The following is a 17,584-nucleotide window of genomic DNA, read 5'->3' as shown; positions in this document are numbered from 1 at the left end:
CAGCTTATATCGCCGACTACACCCCGTGTGGGCCGCGTTACCGGTAAACGAAACAGGCAAATAGGAAGTCGATCAAGAGAAAGCACTGGTCCGGAGACTACGGGTCACTCCGTGCCCAATTTCGCGGTGTGGCGCTTGCCTCACTTGCACCAAAACGCCAGGAAAGCGGCAGACAAGGCAACTTACTCAGCACTGCCTGCCTTTCCAAGGTCCATCGCCCCACCTCGCGGGCATCTCCAGCCGCAGTATGGGCAGTTCAGCGCGGCTTAGGCACTGAGTGCCATGAACCTCGCACAGAAACGGTGCATCGACCCTCAAGAGTGTCATCCGCATTTCGCTAGAATCGCGACATCCAACAGATAAGGCACCCTGTAAATCCAAGGCCCGTATATGGCTTATGAACCACTAAGACCGTTCCGCTACGTTTACCGCACGCCGAAGTCGCGGCACGCCGGGGCCGCCACGAAAGCGCGGCAAACATCGCGCTCCGCTCGCACCGTGTCCCCACACGCAAAAGTCCAGGTCGGGTATACCGACCTGGACTTTCTCGGAGCCGCCTTCGGGATTCGAACCCGAGACCTACGCATTACGAGATCTTTCAAGGCGTATACGTGACCTGCGGCAGGCCCCTTACAGGCCGGTGACCTGCGGATTTGACATCCTGTCAGATCCCTTGCTATCCCGGCTTATCCCGTTCTCATGTGTACGGAATGCGTACGAGAACGGAGGCGGCCCCGGGCGGTGTCCTACCACCGACCGCGGGGCCTAGAGCCGGACCGCCTTCACACGCAAGGAAGTCCAGCCATGCGCCACACCGTACCGCTGGCCGTCGACAACGACGGCTTCACCCAGCTCTACGCCGCTTACCTCCTCAAGGTCGAGGGCTACATTGCGGCGCGCCTCCCGCGCCGTGACAGCCAGCTCGCCGAGGACCTGGCCGCCGAGGTCTTCACCTCCCTGTGGCGCACCCGCTACGCCCAGGGGCGACCGGTCGAGGGCGCCCCGTGGGGCCTGCTCGCCACCATCGCCCGGCGCCGGGTGGCCGACCATTTCCGGCTCGCCCGGAACGTGCGGGAGACGGCCGTCGACACCGCCGACTGGTCGTTCGCCAACCGGGCCATGGCGCCCGCGGCGGCGGGCACCGTCGCCCCCGTCTCCAGCGGGTTCCGCACCGCCCACATCGGGGGTGCCCTGTGAGCCGCAACCCGAAGCTTCAGACCCAGACCGCCGAGCAGGCGGCCGTGTGCCGGTCCGTCGACTGCGCGTTCCCGGCCGTCGCCGCGTTCCTCGCCGAGGACCGCGCATCCGCCCCGGATGCGCCCCGGATGCGCGCGGATGCGCCGCAGGTCAGCAGCCAGGCAGACGAAGCGCTGCGCCGGGTGCGGACCGCGCCCCGCACCCACACCCTCCGCCTGCTAGACACCCCGGGCGCGACGCTCACCGTGACGTGCCCCGACTGGTGCGAGATCGACCACGAGGAGGAGGTGACGCACGGTACGTTCCTCGCCGACTTCACGCACTCCGGCAGCTCCACGAGCCTGGATCTGGCGGGGCTCGTCGACACGGACGCGGAGGTTCTGTACGTCGAGATCACCCAGACCCCCTTCGGCAGCGGCCCGCAGACGCCTGTGGCGCAGGTGTGGCCGCTCCTCGGTGGGCACGCCGAGACGGACATGGGCCCGGCCGAGCTGCGGCAGCTGGCCGAGCGTCTGCGCGGCTATGCCGACGCCCTCGAGGCGAAGTCCAGCCACCTCACCAGGCTCCACGAGGCCGACGCCGAGCGGCGCGCCGGTCACGAGGGGCGGTGGACTCAGTGAACACCCGTGAACTGAGGCTCGTCGCCTGCCCGTCCTGGTGCGTCGAGGACCACACCGGGGAGCCGCCCGAGGACTGGGGGCACGCTACCGAGGGGTGGGAACTGCGGCTCCCTGACGGCCGCCTGGCCCTGGACGCCCGGATCGTCCTGGAGCCCGGCGAGCAGCTGCCGCGCCTCGCCTTGGCCGGGCCCGGCCTGGACAGCCTGATGGACGACGTGGCCCTGCTCGACGCCGAGGGCGCCCGCCTCCTGGAGAACTCCCTGCAGTCGTTCACGGCGCGGGTACAGCGGGCGCACCATCTCCTCGAGGGTCGGGCCCGGCGCTCCAACAAGTCTGGCCGGCGCGTCGGTGAGAGCAAGGATGCACGGATGGGGTGGAGGGAGACGCGCCTGTACCTCGCCGAGCGGGACGGTCGGCACTGCTTCTACTGCCGCACGGAGTTCGACAAGCTCAAGGGTGTCAGTATCGATCACTACGTGCCGTACAGCGTGCTGGGCTGCAATCTCCCCGCGAACCTCGTGCTGGCCTGCCAGCCCTGCAACGAGGCCAAGGCGGACCGGCTCACGTGGTCCATGGCCGCCGTCCTGCTCGCGTGGGCGACCGGGGAGGGAGGCACCGCACGGGAAGCCGGAGGCGCCCCTGGAGGCGTCCAGGCCCCGCTCGCGCCATGCCTCCCTGCCTCCCTGACGGCCTGAACGCGCAGGTCGCCCCGAGGGAGCCGCCGAGGGAGGCGGGCAGGGAGAAGTCCCCGCCTCCCTAGCGGCCTCCCCCGACGAGCAGAACCCCCCGGGCCTCTCCACGCCGGGGGGTTCTGCGTCTGTGGTGCTAGGTGCTAGGCGCCAGGTCAACGGCTGTACCGGCCGCTAGGGCGCCTGCTAGACCTAGCAGGGCTGGCCGCTAGACCTAGCAGGCGCCGGAGGCCGCTTCCTGGCGCAGCCTGAGCAGGCGTACACCTCCACGTCCAGGACGTGCGCCCCCAGACGGCCGCGGGACACTCCCGCGCTCACGGCGTCGTGCTCGAGGCGGCTGCCGCACCAGCAGCAGGCCCATCCGTCGTGCTGCGCCCGCGTGAGAGCCGTGACGGGAGGCGGGGCCGCGCCGCTCATGGGCACCGGCCGACAGGCACCAGGCCGCGCTGTTCGCGGCACGGCGCGCACGCGTACAGGCCCACAGGCGCCGCGGATGCCCGCTCGATGAAGTCGACCATGACGGCCGTCGCTGACGGCCCCTTGTGGTAGTGGCACCAGTTCGGCCAGACCTTGCCGCTACTTCCGCGTTCGCTACGCTCGTCCACGTCGACTCCAACCAGTCGTCCAGCCCCCGGGCCCGTCACGGCCGCGGGGGTGCTTCGTGACAGACGGTAGACCTAACTGCGTCCCCCTGCACCCCTGTGCGTTCCACCGCGTCCGGACGCGTCCCCAAGATGCCTACCGCACAGGGCCGCGCAACCGTGATCGCATGAGCGGACTGCCGCAGTACGAGTACGTGAAGCTGGCCGACCGCATCGCGGCCGAGATCAAGTCGGGCAAGCTCGCGCCCGGCGCGGCCCTGCCCGGAGAACGCGCCATGACGGAGATCTATGGCGTCAGCATCGGCACCGTGCGCCGAGCCGTCCGGGAGCTGCGTGAGCGCGGCCTGGTCGCGACGCTCCCCGCCAAGGGCACGTTCGTCGTCGGCCCTCAGGAATGATCCACATCCCCTTCTGAGCCCCTTCTGGCCCTGTTGGCGGCGAGAGCCCGACCAGCAACAACATCGCCCTGGTGAGCGGCACGAGCGGGGGAGGGGAGGGGTTAGCTGCCCCATGCACACGAACAGGTAGGACGGTAGGTAGGAGCCGAGTAGGACCGTTCGGTGACCTGCGCTTCCTACCGGCCTACCCGCCCCCGCTGAGCGCGGGCAGCGGACAGGAGAGAGCCGCCTCCCCGCCGGGCAGTTCGCGGCGGCCAGTGAGTGAGGCGACGAGCAGGCGCGCACGGCCCGCCCTGGAGCCGCCCGGCGTGCGTCTGACAGGCCCCTCACTGCCCCACTGAACGGGCGTCCCCGCTGGTCGCAGCCAGTGACCCGGGCCAGTGACCCGCTCAGTGCAAAGTCACTGATCCACTGGTCCCCCACCCGCCAGGTACGCGTACCCGAGCACCGGGGTACGCGTACCTACGCGACCAGGTACATGTACCTGCGCCCCGGGTACGGCCGGGTACGCCTACCCGAAACCGATGTTGGGCCGAGGCGAAACCGGTTTCGCCCCGACTTCGGGGGTGACCTGCTCAGTTTCGGGTTTCGGCTCCCCGCTGTGCCCGCGCCTCGCGGGCCCTGCGCCGCGCCTCGCAGATGACGAGGAGCGAAACCGGGTTGTCCGGGCCGGGCGGCCAACGGACGATGCCGTTCGCCGGGGCCCGCCAGTCGAGGGACACGGGCACGGCCGCGGTCGCCGTCCGCGCAGCAGCTGCACGAGCGCGCCGGCGCGCCGTTGTCACCGGGCCTCCCCGTCGTCGTCCACGATCCGCCACCCCAGCTGGACCATCGCGCGCGGCGTGAGCCCCAGAGCCTCACCCGCGTACCGCGCTTCCTGCGCCTGCCACGCCGACGCCTCACCCGCCAGCACCGCGGCCTCGTAGACGAGCAGCACCGCCACCGTGCCGCGCGCCGTGTCGTCCCACATCGTCGCCTGAGGGGACTGCCACAGTTCCTCCCACCGCGCACGGTCGGCGTCCGTCCAGTCCCGGCCGGGCGGCATGTCCGGCACGGGCAGCGTGCACCCGGACGAGGGCAGGTCGACGAGAACGCCGACGCGTCCCTGCCCGCGGTGCGCACGGCTGTACGGCTTGGACGGGTCGCGCTGAGCAGGCATCTGCCCACCTCCAAGTGGTCGTTGCGGTTGATTGGTCGACCGATCCCGCAGAGCCCTCCCCGGCGTTCCAGAACCCCTAGCCCCTGGGGGTCACCCCCCACCCCCGGGGGCGGGGCACGTCGCTGCCGGACGTGCCCCGGTTGGGGTCACAGGGTCGTGGTGCTCTGTTGCTGGCCGGGGAGCCTGGTGTGGGCCTGCGCATCGGAGTGCAGCACCTTGAAGATCTCGGCGTCCACGCGGGTGATGGGGCCGCGGGACAGGTTGATCTGGTCCCCGTAACCGGCGTTGCCCACGCACTCCCCGCGGCTGTGGAGGTACTCCCAGAAGAGCATGAGGCCGACTCCCTCGAGGTAGGCCCTGCGTGTCTCGGCGAGAGCGTCGATGGCTGCTGTGTACGCCTGCCCGGCCTGCTCGATGAGCGCGGCGGCCTGCTGCCTGCCCTGCGGGATCACGTCCTGAAGCGTGCTCGCGGTCTTGAGGTAGGCGGGGCCGATGACGCGCTTCAAGGCCTCAAGGTCCGCCTCGGCGTCGACGATGGTCTTCTTGGCGGCGGCGGTGTTCTCGTAGGTGAAGGTGGAGGCGGAGCCACCGTTGAGTACGTGCTCGTCGAGGGCCGCCCGGTCCTTGACGGTGGCTTCGGACAGCTTGCGGGTGGCCATGCTGCGCTGTTCCTCGGCTTCCTCGATGCGCACGCGCAGGTTGATGAAGTCGGTGACGGCCTGGAGGGCCGGGGCGGGGATGTGGTGGTCGGCGGGGAAGCTGGCCCATTCGTGGTCGCCGCGGTGGAGGCGTGCGGGCATACGGGTCATGGTCAGATCTCCTTGCGTGCGTGGCAGTTGGCACAGACGTAGGTGACGGGGTCTCCGGCGCGGATGCTGCGGTGTCCCTCGTCGTCGGGGCCGACGTCGGGGCCCTTGCAGGACGGCTTGTGCTCGACGGTGGCGTCAGGGTCGCCGCCGTCGTTGAGCGCGTCGAGGTGCCCGGCCTCGTCGGCGGCCACGATCTCCTCGGGGGTCATCTGGCGGACGTCGAGGGTGCCGTACTGCTCGACGGGCTTCTGTCGGCGAAAGCGGGGGGCGGTGCTCATGGTGGGGTCCCTTCTGGGGGTCATGCCGCGGTGAGGCGGCGGGGGGTGTGGTCGGGGCGGACGGCCCAGACGAGTTCGCAGGCGCCTGCCGGGCACTGCACGAGGTCTTGCGGCTGGCCCTTGACGGTGGCGCGGCCGACGTAGCGGGTGATCCGCTCCTTCCGGCAGGCGGGGCAGTGGGTGACGCGGGCGGTGGGCATGGGTGGGTTCCCTTCGTTCAGGCGGCTTCGCGGCAGGCACCGCAGAGAGGTGATCCGGCCGCGTTCCACTGCGGGCGGCCGCAGTCCGCGCACGGAGTTTGGGGCCTGAGGTGGCCCAACAATGGGGATTCGCCCGGCTCACCCGGCTCACCCTGGCTCATAGCCCTCTGACCAGTGGTTTCACTGAGCCGGGGTGAGCCGGGTGGCCGTTTTCGCCGTCAACGCTGTGACCTGCGGTGTTGCCGGGTGAGCCGGGTGAGCCGGGCGAATCGCCATTGTTGGCGTAGCTTTTGACTCCGATGCCCTCGTACACGGGCACCTGGCGGCCGTCGATTCGCGGCTTGGCGCGGCGGATGCGCGGCTCGACGGAGAGCAGGTTGCGGCCGAACATGGCCTTGCTGCCCGGCTTCACCCCGGCGTCCTCGGCCCAGTCCTTCCACATCTCCCACAGGACGTCGACCTGGACGGAGCAGGCCGGGCCGGTCTCGCAGCGGTCGCGGACGAACGCGGACGTCGGTGACGCGGTGTCCTGCATGGTGGTGATCGCGTCCCCGGACGAAGTGGGCTGGCCGATCCGCCCGTTCGTCTCCAGGCGCGCGAGGCCGTCCAGGGCCCAGTTGAGGATGCCGGGCAGTTCGGCGGTGAGCTTGTCCGTCAGGGTGGTGTCTTCCTTGCCGAGCCAGGACACGGACATGGTCAGAACGATGAACCGCTTCGCGATGACGCCCGAGGAGTCCCCGAAGTTGGGCAGCTCGTTGGACAGGACCATCAGGCGGGCGGGGATCTTGCCCGTCCAGGGCTGGCGGTACTTCCGGTCCACGTCGATGGTGTCCTCACCGGAGATCGTCAGCAGCCGTTCGACGACCTGCTGCCCGTCGCGGCCGGACAGGCGCGCGTCGGAGATCACGGCGAGCGGCTTGCCAAGGAGCGGGGACAGGCCGAAGTTCGTCGCGAGGCTCGCCAGGGTGGGCCCGGCCACGTTGCCCTTGCCGACGAGCCGCCCGAGAACGCGCGCCACGGTGCCCTTGCCAGACCGGGTGGGCCCGACGATCAGGAGGATCTTCTGTTGGTCGGTGCGGCCGGACAGGACGTACCCGAACCACTCCTGGAGGGCCGCGACCGACTCGGGGTCATCGGGCCACGCCTTACCCAGGAATGACTCCCAGGTGGGGCACGTCGCATCGGGCACGTAGTCGAACGGCACCGACACGACGTTGAAGTACTCCGGGGTCAGCGGCCGAAGCTGGCGGGTGACCACGTCGAGCAGCCCGTTGGTGCACGCAACGATGGGCGTGGTCTGGGCGGTGCCGTCCGTCCAGACCGGGGTGTCCACGGCCGGGGGCAGGATGCGGATGGCCGACATGGCTTCCATCAGGTCCGCGATCTTCTTCTTGTTCGGCTCCCAGTCCTTGATCTCAGGACCCTTCGGGGTCACGTCCTCGTACTGGGCGTGCTCGAGTTCCTTGTAGGCCACGGCGCGTACTTCCCCCGGGTCCAGCTCCCGCCAGTGGGTGCCCTGCCACTCCATCCACTGATTGCGCCAGTGGAGCAGCGTGGGGCGGCCGTCCGCGGTCCAGGCGGGGAGCAGGACGCGGGCCACGGCCATGGGGTTACTGGGCGGCGGGAAGGTCATGCGGTGGCTCCCGTGCGGTTGTACGCGGATCGGATGGTGGCGGCGGCTTCCCGGGCGTCGAGCCCTGCCGTGACGGCTGCTTCCAATAGGGCGTCCCGGGCGTCCTGGCGGCCGTCCTGGGCGTCCTCGGCGGCGCGGCACGCGGCCCAGAACAGACGGTTGTTGCGGGAGCCCTGGGGGCTGTCGAGGACGAACGCGACCAGGCCCCGGGCGCCCGAGGACGCTGGGTGGGACGCGTCCCGCCAGTGCGTCCTGCGGGCCGCGAACGTCGGCTTGGTGACGAGCGCGTCCAGTAGCCAGCTGGGGGCGGGGACGGGCGGACGCTCGGGGTCGTCCAGCTCGTAGAGGACGCCCGTGGCGTGCACGGCGCCGGGGCCGATGACGTAGGCGTTCCCGGCGCGAACGTCGCCGTCGAACTGGCCTTGCAGGGCGCCGAGTCCGTTCCCGAGCCGCAGGGCCGCGGGCGCCCACAGGTAGTCGTGGTGGCCCTTCGCGGTGCGGACGCGCATGGTGGCCGGCCACGTCTCGCCGCGGGCGCCTGCTACGTCCTCGATGGCTCCGGGCCGGTCGCTGTCGACGACCAGGAGCCGCATGCCGTCGGGGCTCGAGCAGGCGCCTACGGCCACGGCGGGGTTCCGCAGTCCGCGGCTGAAGGTGTCGTGCACCTTGGCTTCGTCGAGCGTCCAGGCCCGGGTGAAGGCGACGGCCGGGTGCTTGCCGCGGGAGCCGTCGCACGTCTTGTGCAGCCCCGTGCAACGGGGCGTCCCGGGGTGGTCGCAGGGGAAGACGGGGAAGCCGTGGCGGATGAGCCACAGGGCTCCGTCGAGGGGCCCCAACGTGTCCGGCTGGAGGGTTACGCTGTCGGGTGACTCGCCGTTCAGCTGGTCACCGAGCGCCCCGGTTGCCCCCGGGGCGTTCTTCTTTGCGTTCACGCGGCCTTGCCTCCGGCCTGCACCGTCTGTGCGTCGAGCCACGCCTCAATGGCGGCGCGTCGGTAGACGATGCGACCGCTGCGACCCGGCGTCTTCTTCACGTAGGCGGGACCGACGCCTTGCCAGCGGTAGTTGGCGAGGGTCTGCACGGCGATGCCGTACTCCTCTTCCACCTCTGCGGGGGTCATGAGTTTCTGTGCCACGCTCGGACTCCTGTCGAGATTTTCTTGACGAGAGCTTGCAACATCCCGGGATAGTCAGGAATGATGCGGAGCGTACCCGGGATGATCCGGGGCCGCAAGATCCGGCATTTAGTCGCGATAATGACGACTGATAGCGTCCGGATCATGACGACAGGACGCATTGAAGTGGGACCGACAGGACGCACCGTCGCCGCGAACGTGAAGCGGCTGCGCGAGAGCCGTGGACTCACGCTGCGAGCGTTGTCAGCAGCGTTGAGGGAGAGCGGCCGACCGCTGAGCGCGGACGCCTTGAACAAGATCGAGAACGGGGACGGAAACCAGGACCGCGGCATCCGCCGCGTGGACGTTGACGACCTGATGGCCCTTGCTGTCGTGCTGGAGGTGAGCCCTGTCGCCCTACTGCTCCCCCACGATGCCCGTGGTACCGCCGAGGTCACCGCGGCCGGGCAGGTCGACGGGCGCGAGGCATGGAAGTGGGCCCGGAGCATCGAACCGCTTGGGTACCACCGCATCGAGGACGAGGACGAGAAGGCCCGCGCGCTCATGGCCTTTCACCTCGCGTCAAGCCCCGTCGGGATCACCAAACAGAGCCAACAGCGGTTGGAGGCGGCCGAAGATGGCCCGAGTGTGGATTGAGGACCGCGCGGAGCACGCCGACTACCAAGAAGCCCTGGAGAGGTGGCAGGCGGCGAAGCGGGAGGGTTCCAAGCGGCGCGCGCCCGGTCGCTGGCGGGTTCGCTGGTACGGCCCGGACGGCAAGGGGAAGGCGAAGACGTTCGGCAAGCTTCCCCAGGCGGAGGCCGAGCGGGACGCCATCTCGGCCCGGCTCAACAAGGGTTCTTACCGTGACCCGCAGTCGGGCAAGGCAGCGTTCGCCGTGGTCGCAGCGGAGTGGCTGAAGTCGCTACGGCGCCAGGCACGCAAGACGCGCCACGACTACGAAGAGATCCTGAACTTGTACGTCCTCCCCCAGTGGAGGGACTGGCAGATCGGCGCGATCCGCTGGGAGGACGTCTCCGACTGGATCGACCACCTGATCAAGACGCCCGGCAAACGGGGCAAGCCGCTCGGGCCCGCACGGATCACCAAGATCTACCGGGTGCTGGCCATGGTTCTGAAGCGCGCCGTGCAGACCGGGCGCATCGTGGCTAGTCCGGCCGTCGACCACGAACTGCCCCGGAAGCCCGACGATGACGACCACGTGTACCTATCGCACGAGCAGCTGCACGAGCTGTGCGTGGCGTCCGAGCGGTACGAACCGTTCGTGCGGCTGCTCGGGTACACCGGCATCCGGTGGGGCGAGGGCATCGGAGCCACCGGCGAACGGTTCCTTATCCCGCAACGGCGGCTCCGCATCGTCAAGGCGTACTCAGACGTCTCCGGTGTGCTCGAGCTGGGCCCCGTGAAGACGCACGAGAAGCGCTCGGTGCCGCTCCTGGCCACGGTCGCCGACGAGGTGGCGCCCCTCGCCACCATGGCCGGGCGGGCGGGCCTGGTGTTCACGGCGCCCGAGGGCGGCCCGCTGCGCTACTCCAACTTCCGGTCCCGGTTCTTCGATCCGGCCGTGAAGGCGGCCGGCCTCGGGGACTTGGGCGTCACGCCGCACAAGCTGCGGCACACTGCGGCGTCGCTCGCCATCGCGGCCGGAGCAGACGTGAAGGTGGTTCAGCTCATGCTTGGGCACAAGTCAGCGGCCATGACGCTCGACATCTACGGCCACCTCTGGCCCGACCGTCTGGACGAGGTGGCCGACGCACTCGACGCTGGCCGCACGGCCGCACTCGCACGACCGAGTGCGCGACTCACCACCTGAAACCATGTGTACAAAATGCGTACTGCCCGCTCGGGGACCTCCCCGGCGGGCAGTGAGTAAACGGCCTGTGGCCTGCCGTTTCATCGCGGAGCCGCCTTCGGGATTCGAACCCGAGACCTACGCATTACGAGTGCGTTGCTCTGGCCATCTGAGCTAAGGCGGCACGCCGTCCGCACCTATGGTGCGGTCAGCAACGTCGCCAAGTCTACACAGTTTCGGAGGGTGCTCCGTACCAGCCCCCGGGTGGGCCGGGCAGGGGGACAGGGCGGGGGCTGGTGGGGGTGTGAGCTGGGGTTACTTGCAGCGTTTGTCGGTCTTGGGGGCGCGGCCCTCCAGGAGGTACGTGTTGATCGTCTCGTCGACGCAGTCGCTGCCGCGGCCGTAGGCGGTGTGGCCGTCGCCCTCGTAGGTGAGGAGGCGGCCCGAGGAGAGCTGGGAGGCGAGGGCCTGGGCCCAGCGGTAGGGGGTGGCGGGGTCGCGGGTCGTGCCGGTCACGATGATCGGGGCGGCGCCCTTCGCCTCGATGCGCTGCGGCTTGCCGGTGGCCTTCACCGGCCAGTACGTGCAGTTCAGGGCCGACCAGGCCAGGCCCTCGCCGAAGACCGGGGACGCCTTCTCGAAGTCGGGCAGCGACTTGCGCACCTCGTCCGGCGAGGAGAAGGACGGCGGCAGGTCGAGGCAGTTCACGGCGGCGTTGGCGAACATCAGGTTCGAGTACTTTCCGTCGCCGTCCCGCTCGTAGTAGCTGTCGGAGAGGGCCAGCAGGGCCGAACCGTCCTTGTCCTTCATCGCGGACGTCAGCGCGTCGCGCAGCTCCGGCCAGGCCGCCTCGTCGTACATCGCCGCGATCACCCCCGTCGTGGCCAGCGCCTCACCGAGCTCGCGGCCACCGCCGCCCGGCCCGGTGTCGCCCGCCGGGACCGGTGTCCGGTCCAGGGTCGCGAAGAACTTCTTCAGGCGGTTGCCCGCGTCCGCCGCGCTCTTCCTCCCGAGCGGACAGTCCCGCTCCCGCACACAGTCCCGCGCGAACGACTGGAACGCCGTCTCGAAGCCCTCCGTCTGGTCTCGGTTCATCTCGCGCGAGGTGAGGGAGGGATCCATGGCGCCGTCGAGGACGAGCCGCCCCACCCGGTCGGGGAACAGACCGGCGTACGTCGCGCCCAGGAACGTGCCGTACGAAGCCCCGACGTACGTCAGCCTCTCGTCGCCGAGCGCCGCCCGCAGGATGTCCATGTCCCGCGCGGACTCCACCGTCGAGACATGCCCGAGCACCTTCCCCGACCGCTGCTCACAGCCCTTCGCGAACCTCTTGTACGTCGTGGCGAGCCGATCGGTCTCACGCCGGTCGTCGGGCGTGATGTCCGTCTGCGTGTACGTGTCCATCCGCCGGTCGTCCATGCACGTGACCGGCTCGCTGCGGGCGACTCCGCGCGGGTCGATCGCCACCATGTCGTACCGGGCCCGGACCGCTTCCGGGTAGCCGAGCGCCGCGTACGCCTGGAGGTAGCCGATCGCCGAGCCGCCCGGACCTCCGGGGTTCACCAGGAGCGAGCCGAGCCTGCCGCCCCCGGCCTCACGGTCGCGGCCGGCACCCCGCCCGGGGCCGCCCTTCGCGTCCGCCACCCCTCTGGTGTCGGCGGCACGCCGCTCCCTCGCGGCACTTTCGCCCTTCGCCCCGGCCCTCTCCGCCTCGCCGCCCCGCGGCTTCCCCGTCGCCCGCTTCCGCGACACCGCCAGTTTCACGTCGCCCGCGTCCGGCTTGTCGTAGTGCAGAGGCGCCTTCATCGTCGCGCACTCGAAGCCGGGTACGCCGCACTCGCGCCACCGCAGCTTCTGGCCGTAGTACGACGTGAGTTCCTTCGGGGTGGCGCGGGGCAGCTCGGCCATCGCCACGTCCGACGACGAACTCGCCGACGAGCAGCCGGAGATGAGCAGACCCGCCGCCAGCAGGACCAGACAGCCCCGCCGAAGCCGTCGAGCGGGGGCGTGAGCCCGGGGGTGAACTCGGGGGAGGGAGGTTTCCATATCGCGAGACTAACTCTATGGAGTTGTAGGATCGCTTTGCGTACCCGTATGGGTGACTTCGTCAATGCGTCAACCCGTCAGCCCTGCGTCCTGGGAGCCCCGGGAGCCCGGCGCGGCGACCCCGGTCAGCCCGCTCTCAGCGCCACCGTCATCGCCTCCACCGCCAGCAGCGGCGCCACATTGCGGTCCAGCGCCGTGCGGCACGCGCCGATCGCCTCTATGCGGCGCAGCGTCGACTCCGGCGACGTACCCCGCGCCAGGCGCTCCAGCATGTCCTGCACCTCCGTGTTGGCGAGCGGGACGCGGGAGCCCAACTGCAGGGCCAGGACGTCGCGGTAGACGCCCGTCAGGTCGATGAGCGCGAGGTCCAGGCTGTCGCGCTGCGTGCGCGTTCTGCGGCGTTTCTGCTTGTCCTCGAGCTCCTTCATCGCCCCCGCCGTGCCCCGGGGCATCCTGCCGCCCTGGGCCGCGCCGAGCGCCGCCTTCAGGTCCTCGGTCTCCTTGACGTCCACGTCCTCGGCGACCTGCTTGGCCTCCTCCGCCGCCGTGTCGATCAGCTCCTGCGCGGCCTTCAGGCAGCCGCCGATCTCCTCCACGCGCAGCGGCAGCTTGAGCACGGCGGCTCTGCGCTCCCGCGCGCGCTCGTCGGTCGCGAGCCGCCGGGCGCGGTCGATGTGCCCCTGGGTGGCGCGGGCGGCGGCCGCTGCGGCGGGCGGCTCGATGCCGTCGCGCCGCACGAGCATGTCGGCGACGGCGTCCACCGACGGCGTGCGCAGCGTCAGATGGCGGCAGCGCGAGCGGATCGTGGGCAGCACGTCCTCCAGGGAGGGCGCGCAGAGCAACCAGACCGTACGGGGAGCCGGCTCCTCCACCGCCTTCAGGAGGACGTTGCCCGCGCCCTCCGTGAGGCGGTCCGCGTCCTCCAGGACGATGACCTGCCAGCGGCCGCCCGCCGGGGAGAGCTGGGCGCGGCGGACCAGTTCCCTGGTCTCCTTGACGCCGATCGACAGCAGGTCCGTACGGACGATCTCCACGTCCGCGTGCGTGCCGATCAGGCTCGTGTGGCAGCCGTCGCAGAAGCCGCAGCCGGGCTCACCGCCGAGCGCGCGGTCCGGGCTCACGCACTGCAACGCCGCGGCGAAGGCTCGGGCCGCGTCGGCCCGGCCGGAGCCGGGCGGGCCCGTGAACAGCCAGGCGTGCGTCATCTTCGACGACTCGGGCAGCGGGCCCGCCGCCTCGACCGCGGTGACCAGGGCATCGGCGTCACGGGCGGCGGCGCCGAGCTGCGCGCTCACCTTCTCCTGGCCCACCAGGTCGTCCCACACCGGCATGGGTCACCGCCTTCGCCCTGCTCACCCTGTTCGCACTGTCGGGATTCATTGTGGGGCACCCCACTGACAACGCCGTCCACACCGGCGCTGAGCAGGCGTCACGCTCCGACGCCGCGCAGACCGGCCTCAGCGCCCGCGGCCCCGGCCCCTGCCTCGGCCGCCCCTGCCCTCGTCCGCCTCGCCGTCCTGGTCGTCCTGGCCGTGCGAGCCCAGCAGTTCGTCCGCCAGGGACGGCAGGTCGTCCAGCGGCGTCTCCTCCGCCCAGTCGGAGCGCGGCCGCCGCGGCCTGCCCTCCTCGTCGACCTGGGGCAGTTCCCGCGTACGGTCGTCGGGTCCCGGCTCCGGCCGCTCGTCGCGGAAGTACCCCGGCGGCACCTTGTCCGCCGCGCTCTCGGTACGTTCCGGCGCCGCCGGACGCCGGGCCCCGTACGCGCCGGCACCGCCGGCGCCTGCACCGGACCCGGGACCAGCACCAGTGCCATCGGCGGGCCCGTCCCCCACGGCAGGCAGCACCGCGGTCTCGTCGGCCGCCCCGGCCACCGTCGCCTGCGGCAGCTCCGCGGTCCGCTCCGCCGCGCGCTCCTCGGTGACCTGCGGCAGCACGGCCGTCTCGTCGACGGCACCCGGAACCTGCGGCAGCACCGCCGTCTCGTCCGCGGCACCCGGGACGTGCGGCGGCGTCACGATCGGCGTGTTCAGGGTCGTCTCGTTGTCGGGCGAGGTACCGGGTGACATGTCGGGCGAAGTGCCGGACGAAGTCGGCTCGTCCACAGCCTCCGCGCCCACCGCGCCCTCCGCGGCACCGCCCGATGCGGGCGCGCTCTCGGCAGCAGCCCTCGCCTCGGCCCCACCAGAAGCCGGACCACCCGAGGCCGCCGAACCCGAAGCACCCGAGGCCGCCGCACCCGAACCCGAAGTACCCGAACCCGAAGTACCCGAACCCGAAGTACCCGAGGCCGCCGCCCCCGAAGTACCCGAGCCCGAAACACCCCGCCCGGAGGTCGTGACACTCGCGGCCCCCGCCGCAGCCGACTCCGCCAGCAGCCGAGCCTCTTCGGCCCGCCGCAGTGCCTCCTCCGCCCTGCGCTGCTTCTCCAGGCGTCGCGCCTCGGCCTCGGCGCGCAGCCGGGCCTCCTCCTCGGCCGCGCGGCGGCGCCGCTCCTCCTCGGCGGCGCGGGCCTGCTCCTCGGCGAGGACCCGGGCACGCTCCTCCTCGGCCTTGCGGCGGGCCTCCTCGGCGCGCAGCCGGGCCTCCTCGGCCTGGCGCTCAGCCTCGCGGCGCTGGGCCTCCTCCAGCTCGCGCCGCTTGCGCTCCTCCTCCTCGGCGCGGAGCTTGGCAAGCTGCTCCTGGCGCTCACGCTCCAGGCGCTCCTCCTCGGCCTTGCGCGCGGCCTCCTCCTCCGCGCGCCGGCGCGCTTCCTCCTCGGCCGCCCTGCGTGCCTCCTCCTGGGCCTTCACCTCGGCTTCGGAGAGGGGCAGGACGACATCGAGGCGGTGCCGGACGACCGTGGTGACGGCCTCCGGCTCCTGGGTGCCGTCGACGACCAGGTAGCGCCCGGGGTCGGCGGCGGCCAGCGTGAGGAAACCGGAGCGCACGCGCGCGTGGAACTCGGCGGGCTCGGACTCCAGGCGGTCGGGCGCCTCGGTGAACCGCTCGCGGGCGGCCTCGGGGGCCACGTCGAGCAGGACCGTGAGGTGCGGGACCAGGCCGCCGGTGGCCCACCGGTTGATGCGGGCGACCTCGGTCGGCGACAGGTCGCGGCCCGCGCCCTGGTAGGCGACGGACGAGTCGATGTACCGGTCGGAGATCACCACGGCGCCGCGCGCGAGGGCGGGCCGTACGACGGTGTCGACGTGCTCCGCGCGGTCGGCGGCGTACAGAAGCGCCTCGGCGCGATGCGAGAGTCCGGCCGACGACACGTCCAGCAGGATCGACCGCAGCCGCTTGCCGACGGGCGTGGCGCCCGGCTCGCGCGTGACGACGACTTCGTGGCCCTTGGCGCGGATCCACTCCGCGAGCGCCTCGGCCTGCGTGGACTTCCCGGCGCCGTCACCGCCCTCCAGAGCGATGAAGAAGCCGGTGGCGGCGGGCGTCTGCACCGGGTCGTCGCCGCCGCGCAGGGCGTCCCGCAGGTCGTGCCGCAGCGGCACGCCCTGCCGGTCGTCGGCCTTGGCGAGGACGAGCGCGGCCACGGGCAGGAGCAGCGCGCCGACCAGCATCAGCGTGAAGGACGCGCCGCCGTGGTCGAAGACGAACTTGCCGTTGACCATCCGGTGCGGGCCGATGACGGCGGCGAGCAGCGGCGCGACGAGCGCGGTGAGCGCCGCGCAGAGCCGTACGACGGCCTGGAGGTGCTCGGTGGTGCGGGTCCTGCGGTAGTCCTCGACCTCCTGGTCGAGGAGGGCGTGCCCGACGTTGGCGGCGACACCCGCGGCCACGCCGGCGAGCGCCAGGATCAGCAGGACCGTCGTCACGTCGGGCACGAGCCCGGCGGCGAGCAGCGCGACACCGGTGACGGTGATGGCGAGCGCGAGCAGTCGGCGGCGCGACAGCGACGTCAGCAGGGCGGGCGCCGTGCGGATGCCCGCGACGGTGCCGCCGGTCAGCGCGAACACGAACAGGCCGTACGTGACGGGTCCGCCCTGCAGGTCCTTGGCGTGCAGCACGGAGACCGCGACGGCCGCGGCGATCGCCGCGGCGACGGCGGCACAGGCGGCCACGAGCAGCGGGATGGCGCCGGTGCGGCCCTTGTCGGTGCCGCTGCCGGTACGCGGCCTGCGCAGGCCCTCCAGGGGACTGCGCGCGCGGGGCGTGTTCCGGCCGGGAAGCTCGATGGCGTACACGATCGACAGGGACGCGGCGAACAGTCCGGCCGCGAGGAACGCCGGGAGTCCGGCCTGGTGCTGTTCGAACCAGTCGATGCCGGAGCCGAGCAGGATGCCGACGAGGCTGATCGCGACGAGCACGACGGCGGCGATCGGCAGCGCCACGAACCCGGTGCGCAGCGAGAGCCGCCGCAGCGCGTCCATGTGGTCGGGCAGCGGGCGCACGGTGGCGCCCTCCAGGGGCGGTGCGGGCAGCAGCGCGGGGGCCGCGCTCTCCCGGGCGACCGTCCAGAAGCGCTCGGCGACGCCCGCCACGAAGGAGGTGACGAGTAGCACGGCGAGCGCGTTGTCCGGCGTCCAGTCGATCCACAGGGGCGCGCAGATCAGCAGCGCGGCGCGCACACCGTCCGCGCCCACCATGGTCCAGCGGCGGTCCAGGGGGCCGTCGGGCGACGTGAGGGAGGTCAGCGGGCCGAGCAGCACCGCTCCAAAGAGGAGGGTGGCGAGAACGCGCGCTCCGAAGACGGCGGTCACGGCGATGGCGACCCCGCGGTAGCCGTTGCCGAACGCGCCCTCGGAGATGGCCGCTTGCAGCGCGAGCATCACCAGGACGAGCAGCGCCAGGGCGTCACCGACGCTGCCGACGAGATGCGCGCTCCACAACCTCTTCAGGTTCGGTACGCGCAGCAAGGAGCGCACGGCACGCTCGCGGGAGTCTGCGAGCAAGGCGTTGTCGTGGCCCAGGGACGTGGCGGTTGGCTGCTCTGCACGCGTCATCCGTCCAGCCTATCCGGCCGCTCCGCTTCCCCGTGGGGGCCGCCCGAACATACGCCCGCCGCGCCGAACCCGTTCCCGGGCCCGACGCGGCG

17 protein-coding genes and 2 tRNA genes are annotated in these 17,584 nt (G+C 71.5%); 6 read left to right on the top strand and 13 right to left on the bottom strand.

All coding sequences use genetic code 11. The features are described from left to right. Positions 1 to 551: 551 nt before the first annotated feature. Positions 552 to 623, bottom strand: a tRNA-Ser gene (locus GPA10_RS18305). Positions 624 to 804: 181 nt separating this feature from the next. Here GPA10_RS18305 and GPA10_RS18300 point away from each other — a divergent pair. Genes GPA10_RS18300 through GPA10_RS43715 form a run of 3 tightly spaced genes read left to right on the top strand, consistent with a single transcriptional unit; the run spans position 805 to position 2,512 of the window. Beyond that, positions 805 to 1,197 (top strand): RNA polymerase sigma factor, encoded by a 393-nt coding sequence (locus GPA10_RS18300; RefSeq protein ID WP_157166430.1) that lies wholly within the window; start codon positions 805 to 807, stop codon positions 1,195 to 1,197. Further along, on the top strand, positions 1,194 to 1,817 hold the full coding sequence (locus GPA10_RS18295; RefSeq protein ID WP_157166429.1) for a DUF6907 domain-containing protein: 624 nt from the start codon (positions 1,194 to 1,196) through the stop codon (positions 1,815 to 1,817). The genes GPA10_RS18300 and GPA10_RS18295 overlap by 4 nt, the downstream gene beginning before the upstream one ends. Next, positions 1,814 to 2,512 carry an HNH endonuclease gene (locus tag GPA10_RS43715; protein ID WP_343041053.1) on the top strand — a complete coding sequence of 233 codons (699 nt, stop codon included), beginning with the start codon at positions 1,814 to 1,816 and terminating at the stop codon, positions 2,510 to 2,512. Before GPA10_RS18295 ends, GPA10_RS43715 begins: the two co-directional genes overlap by 4 nt. Positions 2,513 to 2,919: 407 nt before the next feature. Here the strand turns inward: GPA10_RS43715 and GPA10_RS18285 are convergent, their stop codons facing one another. Next, positions 2,920 to 3,111: a hypothetical protein gene (locus GPA10_RS18285; protein WP_157166428.1), complete on the bottom strand. Its 192-nt coding sequence runs from the start codon at positions 3,109 to 3,111 to the stop codon at positions 2,920 to 2,922. A gap of 164 nt (positions 3,112 to 3,275) precedes the next feature. Here GPA10_RS18285 and GPA10_RS18280 point away from each other — a divergent pair, with 164 nt between their 5' ends. Continuing rightward, positions 3,276 to 3,506 carry a winged helix-turn-helix domain-containing protein gene (locus GPA10_RS18280; RefSeq protein WP_157166427.1) on the top strand — a complete coding sequence of 77 codons (231 nt, stop codon included), beginning with the start codon at positions 3,276 to 3,278 and terminating at the stop codon, positions 3,504 to 3,506. Between the two features lie 781 nt (positions 3,507 to 4,287). Here the strand turns inward: GPA10_RS18280 and GPA10_RS18275 are convergent. From GPA10_RS18275 to GPA10_RS18245, 7 genes are all read right to left on the bottom strand, one after another. Continuing rightward, positions 4,288 to 4,665 carry a phage terminase small subunit gene (locus tag GPA10_RS18275; RefSeq protein WP_246259367.1) on the bottom strand — a complete coding sequence of 126 codons (378 nt, stop codon included), beginning with the start codon at positions 4,663 to 4,665 and terminating at the stop codon, positions 4,288 to 4,290. A gap of 146 nt (positions 4,666 to 4,811) precedes the next feature. Continuing rightward, positions 4,812 to 5,474 (bottom strand): hypothetical protein, encoded by a 663-nt coding sequence (locus tag GPA10_RS18270; RefSeq protein WP_157166426.1) that lies wholly within the window; start codon positions 5,472 to 5,474, stop codon positions 4,812 to 4,814. Positions 5,475 to 5,476: 2 nt separating this feature from the next. Then, on the bottom strand, positions 5,477 to 5,752 hold the full coding sequence (locus GPA10_RS18265; protein ID WP_157166425.1) for a hypothetical protein: 276 nt from the start codon (positions 5,750 to 5,752) through the stop codon (positions 5,477 to 5,479). 20 nt (positions 5,753 to 5,772) lie between these two features. Further along, positions 5,773 to 5,952 carry a hypothetical protein gene (locus GPA10_RS18260; protein ID WP_157166424.1) on the bottom strand — a complete coding sequence of 60 codons (180 nt, stop codon included), beginning with the start codon at positions 5,950 to 5,952 and terminating at the stop codon, positions 5,773 to 5,775. 157 nt (positions 5,953 to 6,109) lie between these two features. After that, complete coding sequence (locus tag GPA10_RS18255) at positions 6,110 to 7,585, bottom strand: DNA primase family protein (protein ID WP_246259365.1); 1,476 nt, start codon at positions 7,583 to 7,585, stop codon at positions 6,110 to 6,112. Then, positions 7,582 to 8,517, bottom strand: a complete 936-nt coding sequence (locus GPA10_RS18250) for a bifunctional DNA primase/polymerase (protein ID WP_157166423.1) — start codon at positions 8,515 to 8,517, stop codon at positions 7,582 to 7,584. Before GPA10_RS18250 ends, GPA10_RS18255 begins: the two co-directional genes overlap by 4 nt. Beyond that, on the bottom strand, positions 8,514 to 8,720 hold the full coding sequence (locus GPA10_RS18245; RefSeq protein ID WP_343041052.1) for a helix-turn-helix transcriptional regulator: 207 nt from the start codon (positions 8,718 to 8,720) through the stop codon (positions 8,514 to 8,516). The genes GPA10_RS18250 and GPA10_RS18245 overlap by 4 nt, the downstream gene beginning before the upstream one ends. A gap of 144 nt (positions 8,721 to 8,864) precedes the next feature. Between GPA10_RS18245 and GPA10_RS18240 the strand changes: the two genes are divergently transcribed. Continuing rightward, entirely contained in the window at positions 8,865 to 9,356 is a 492-nt protein-coding gene (locus GPA10_RS18240; RefSeq protein ID WP_157166422.1) for a helix-turn-helix domain-containing protein, read from the top strand. Further along, positions 9,337 to 10,533 carry a tyrosine-type recombinase/integrase gene (locus tag GPA10_RS18235; protein WP_157166421.1) on the top strand — a complete coding sequence of 399 codons (1,197 nt, stop codon included), beginning with the start codon at positions 9,337 to 9,339 and terminating at the stop codon, positions 10,531 to 10,533. Before GPA10_RS18240 ends, GPA10_RS18235 begins: the two co-directional genes overlap by 20 nt. A gap of 89 nt (positions 10,534 to 10,622) precedes the next feature. On the opposite strand, the gene GPA10_RS18230 is transcribed toward GPA10_RS18235, so the two are convergent. The 4 genes from GPA10_RS18230 to tmk form a co-directional block, all read right to left on the bottom strand. After that, positions 10,623 to 10,696: transfer RNA gene (locus GPA10_RS18230), tRNA-Thr, on the bottom strand. Positions 10,697 to 10,827: 131 nt separating this feature from the next. Then, a complete protein-coding gene (locus GPA10_RS18225; protein WP_246259363.1) occupies positions 10,828 to 12,558 on the bottom strand; it encodes an alpha/beta hydrolase in 1,731 nt (576 codons plus the stop codon). 125 nt (positions 12,559 to 12,683) lie between these two features. Continuing rightward, positions 12,684 to 13,889, bottom strand: a complete 1,206-nt coding sequence (locus tag GPA10_RS18215) for a DNA polymerase III subunit delta' (protein WP_058850237.1) — start codon at positions 13,887 to 13,889, stop codon at positions 12,684 to 12,686. Between the two features lie 126 nt (positions 13,890 to 14,015). Beyond that, positions 14,016 to 17,492 carry a dTMP kinase gene (gene tmk / locus GPA10_RS18210; protein ID WP_157166420.1) on the bottom strand — a complete coding sequence of 1,159 codons (3,477 nt, stop codon included), beginning with the start codon at positions 17,490 to 17,492 and terminating at the stop codon, positions 14,016 to 14,018. Between the last annotated feature and the right edge of the window lie 92 nt (positions 17,493 to 17,584).

The organism is Streptomyces typhae, from assembly GCF_009755605.1.
Lineage (GTDB): Bacteria > Actinomycetota > Actinomycetes > Streptomycetales > Streptomycetaceae > Streptomyces > Streptomyces typhae.
The sequence above is the reverse complement of the archived record's forward strand: the minus strand, read 5'-3'. Positions and strand labels throughout refer to the sequence as shown.

Excerpts from the sequence above, each read along its gene's own strand:
- GPA10_RS18300 (WP_157166430.1), top strand. The coding sequence starts at position 805 with ATGCGCCACACCGTACCGCTGGCCGTCGACAACGACGGCTTCACCCAG.
- GPA10_RS18280 (WP_157166427.1), top strand. The coding sequence starts at position 3,276 with ATGAGCGGACTGCCGCAGTACGAGTACGTGAAGCTGGCCGACCGCATC.
- GPA10_RS18275 (WP_246259367.1), bottom strand. The coding sequence starts at position 4,665 with ATGCCTGCTCAGCGCGACCCGTCCAAGCCGTACAGCCGTGCGCACCGC.
- GPA10_RS18270 (WP_157166426.1), bottom strand. The coding sequence starts at position 5,474 with ATGACCCGTATGCCCGCACGCCTCCACCGCGGCGACCACGAATGGGCC.
- GPA10_RS18265 (WP_157166425.1), bottom strand. The coding sequence starts at position 5,752 with ATGAGCACCGCCCCCCGCTTTCGCCGACAGAAGCCCGTCGAGCAGTAC.
- GPA10_RS18260 (WP_157166424.1), bottom strand. The coding sequence starts at position 5,952 with ATGCCCACCGCCCGCGTCACCCACTGCCCCGCCTGCCGGAAGGAGCGG.
- GPA10_RS18255 (WP_246259365.1), bottom strand. The coding sequence starts at position 7,585 with ATGACCTTCCCGCCGCCCAGTAACCCCATGGCCGTGGCCCGCGTCCTG.
- GPA10_RS18240 (WP_157166422.1), top strand. The coding sequence starts at position 8,865 with ATGACGACAGGACGCATTGAAGTGGGACCGACAGGACGCACCGTCGCC.
- GPA10_RS18235 (WP_157166421.1), top strand. The coding sequence starts at position 9,337 with ATGGCCCGAGTGTGGATTGAGGACCGCGCGGAGCACGCCGACTACCAA.
- GPA10_RS18225 (WP_246259363.1), bottom strand. The coding sequence starts at position 12,558 with ATGGAAACCTCCCTCCCCCGAGTTCACCCCCGGGCTCACGCCCCCGCT.
- GPA10_RS18215 (WP_058850237.1), bottom strand. The coding sequence starts at position 13,889 with ATGCCGGTGTGGGACGACCTGGTGGGCCAGGAGAAGGTGAGCGCGCAG.
- tmk (WP_157166420.1), bottom strand. The coding sequence starts at position 17,492 with ATGACGCGTGCAGAGCAGCCAACCGCCACGTCCCTGGGCCACGACAAC.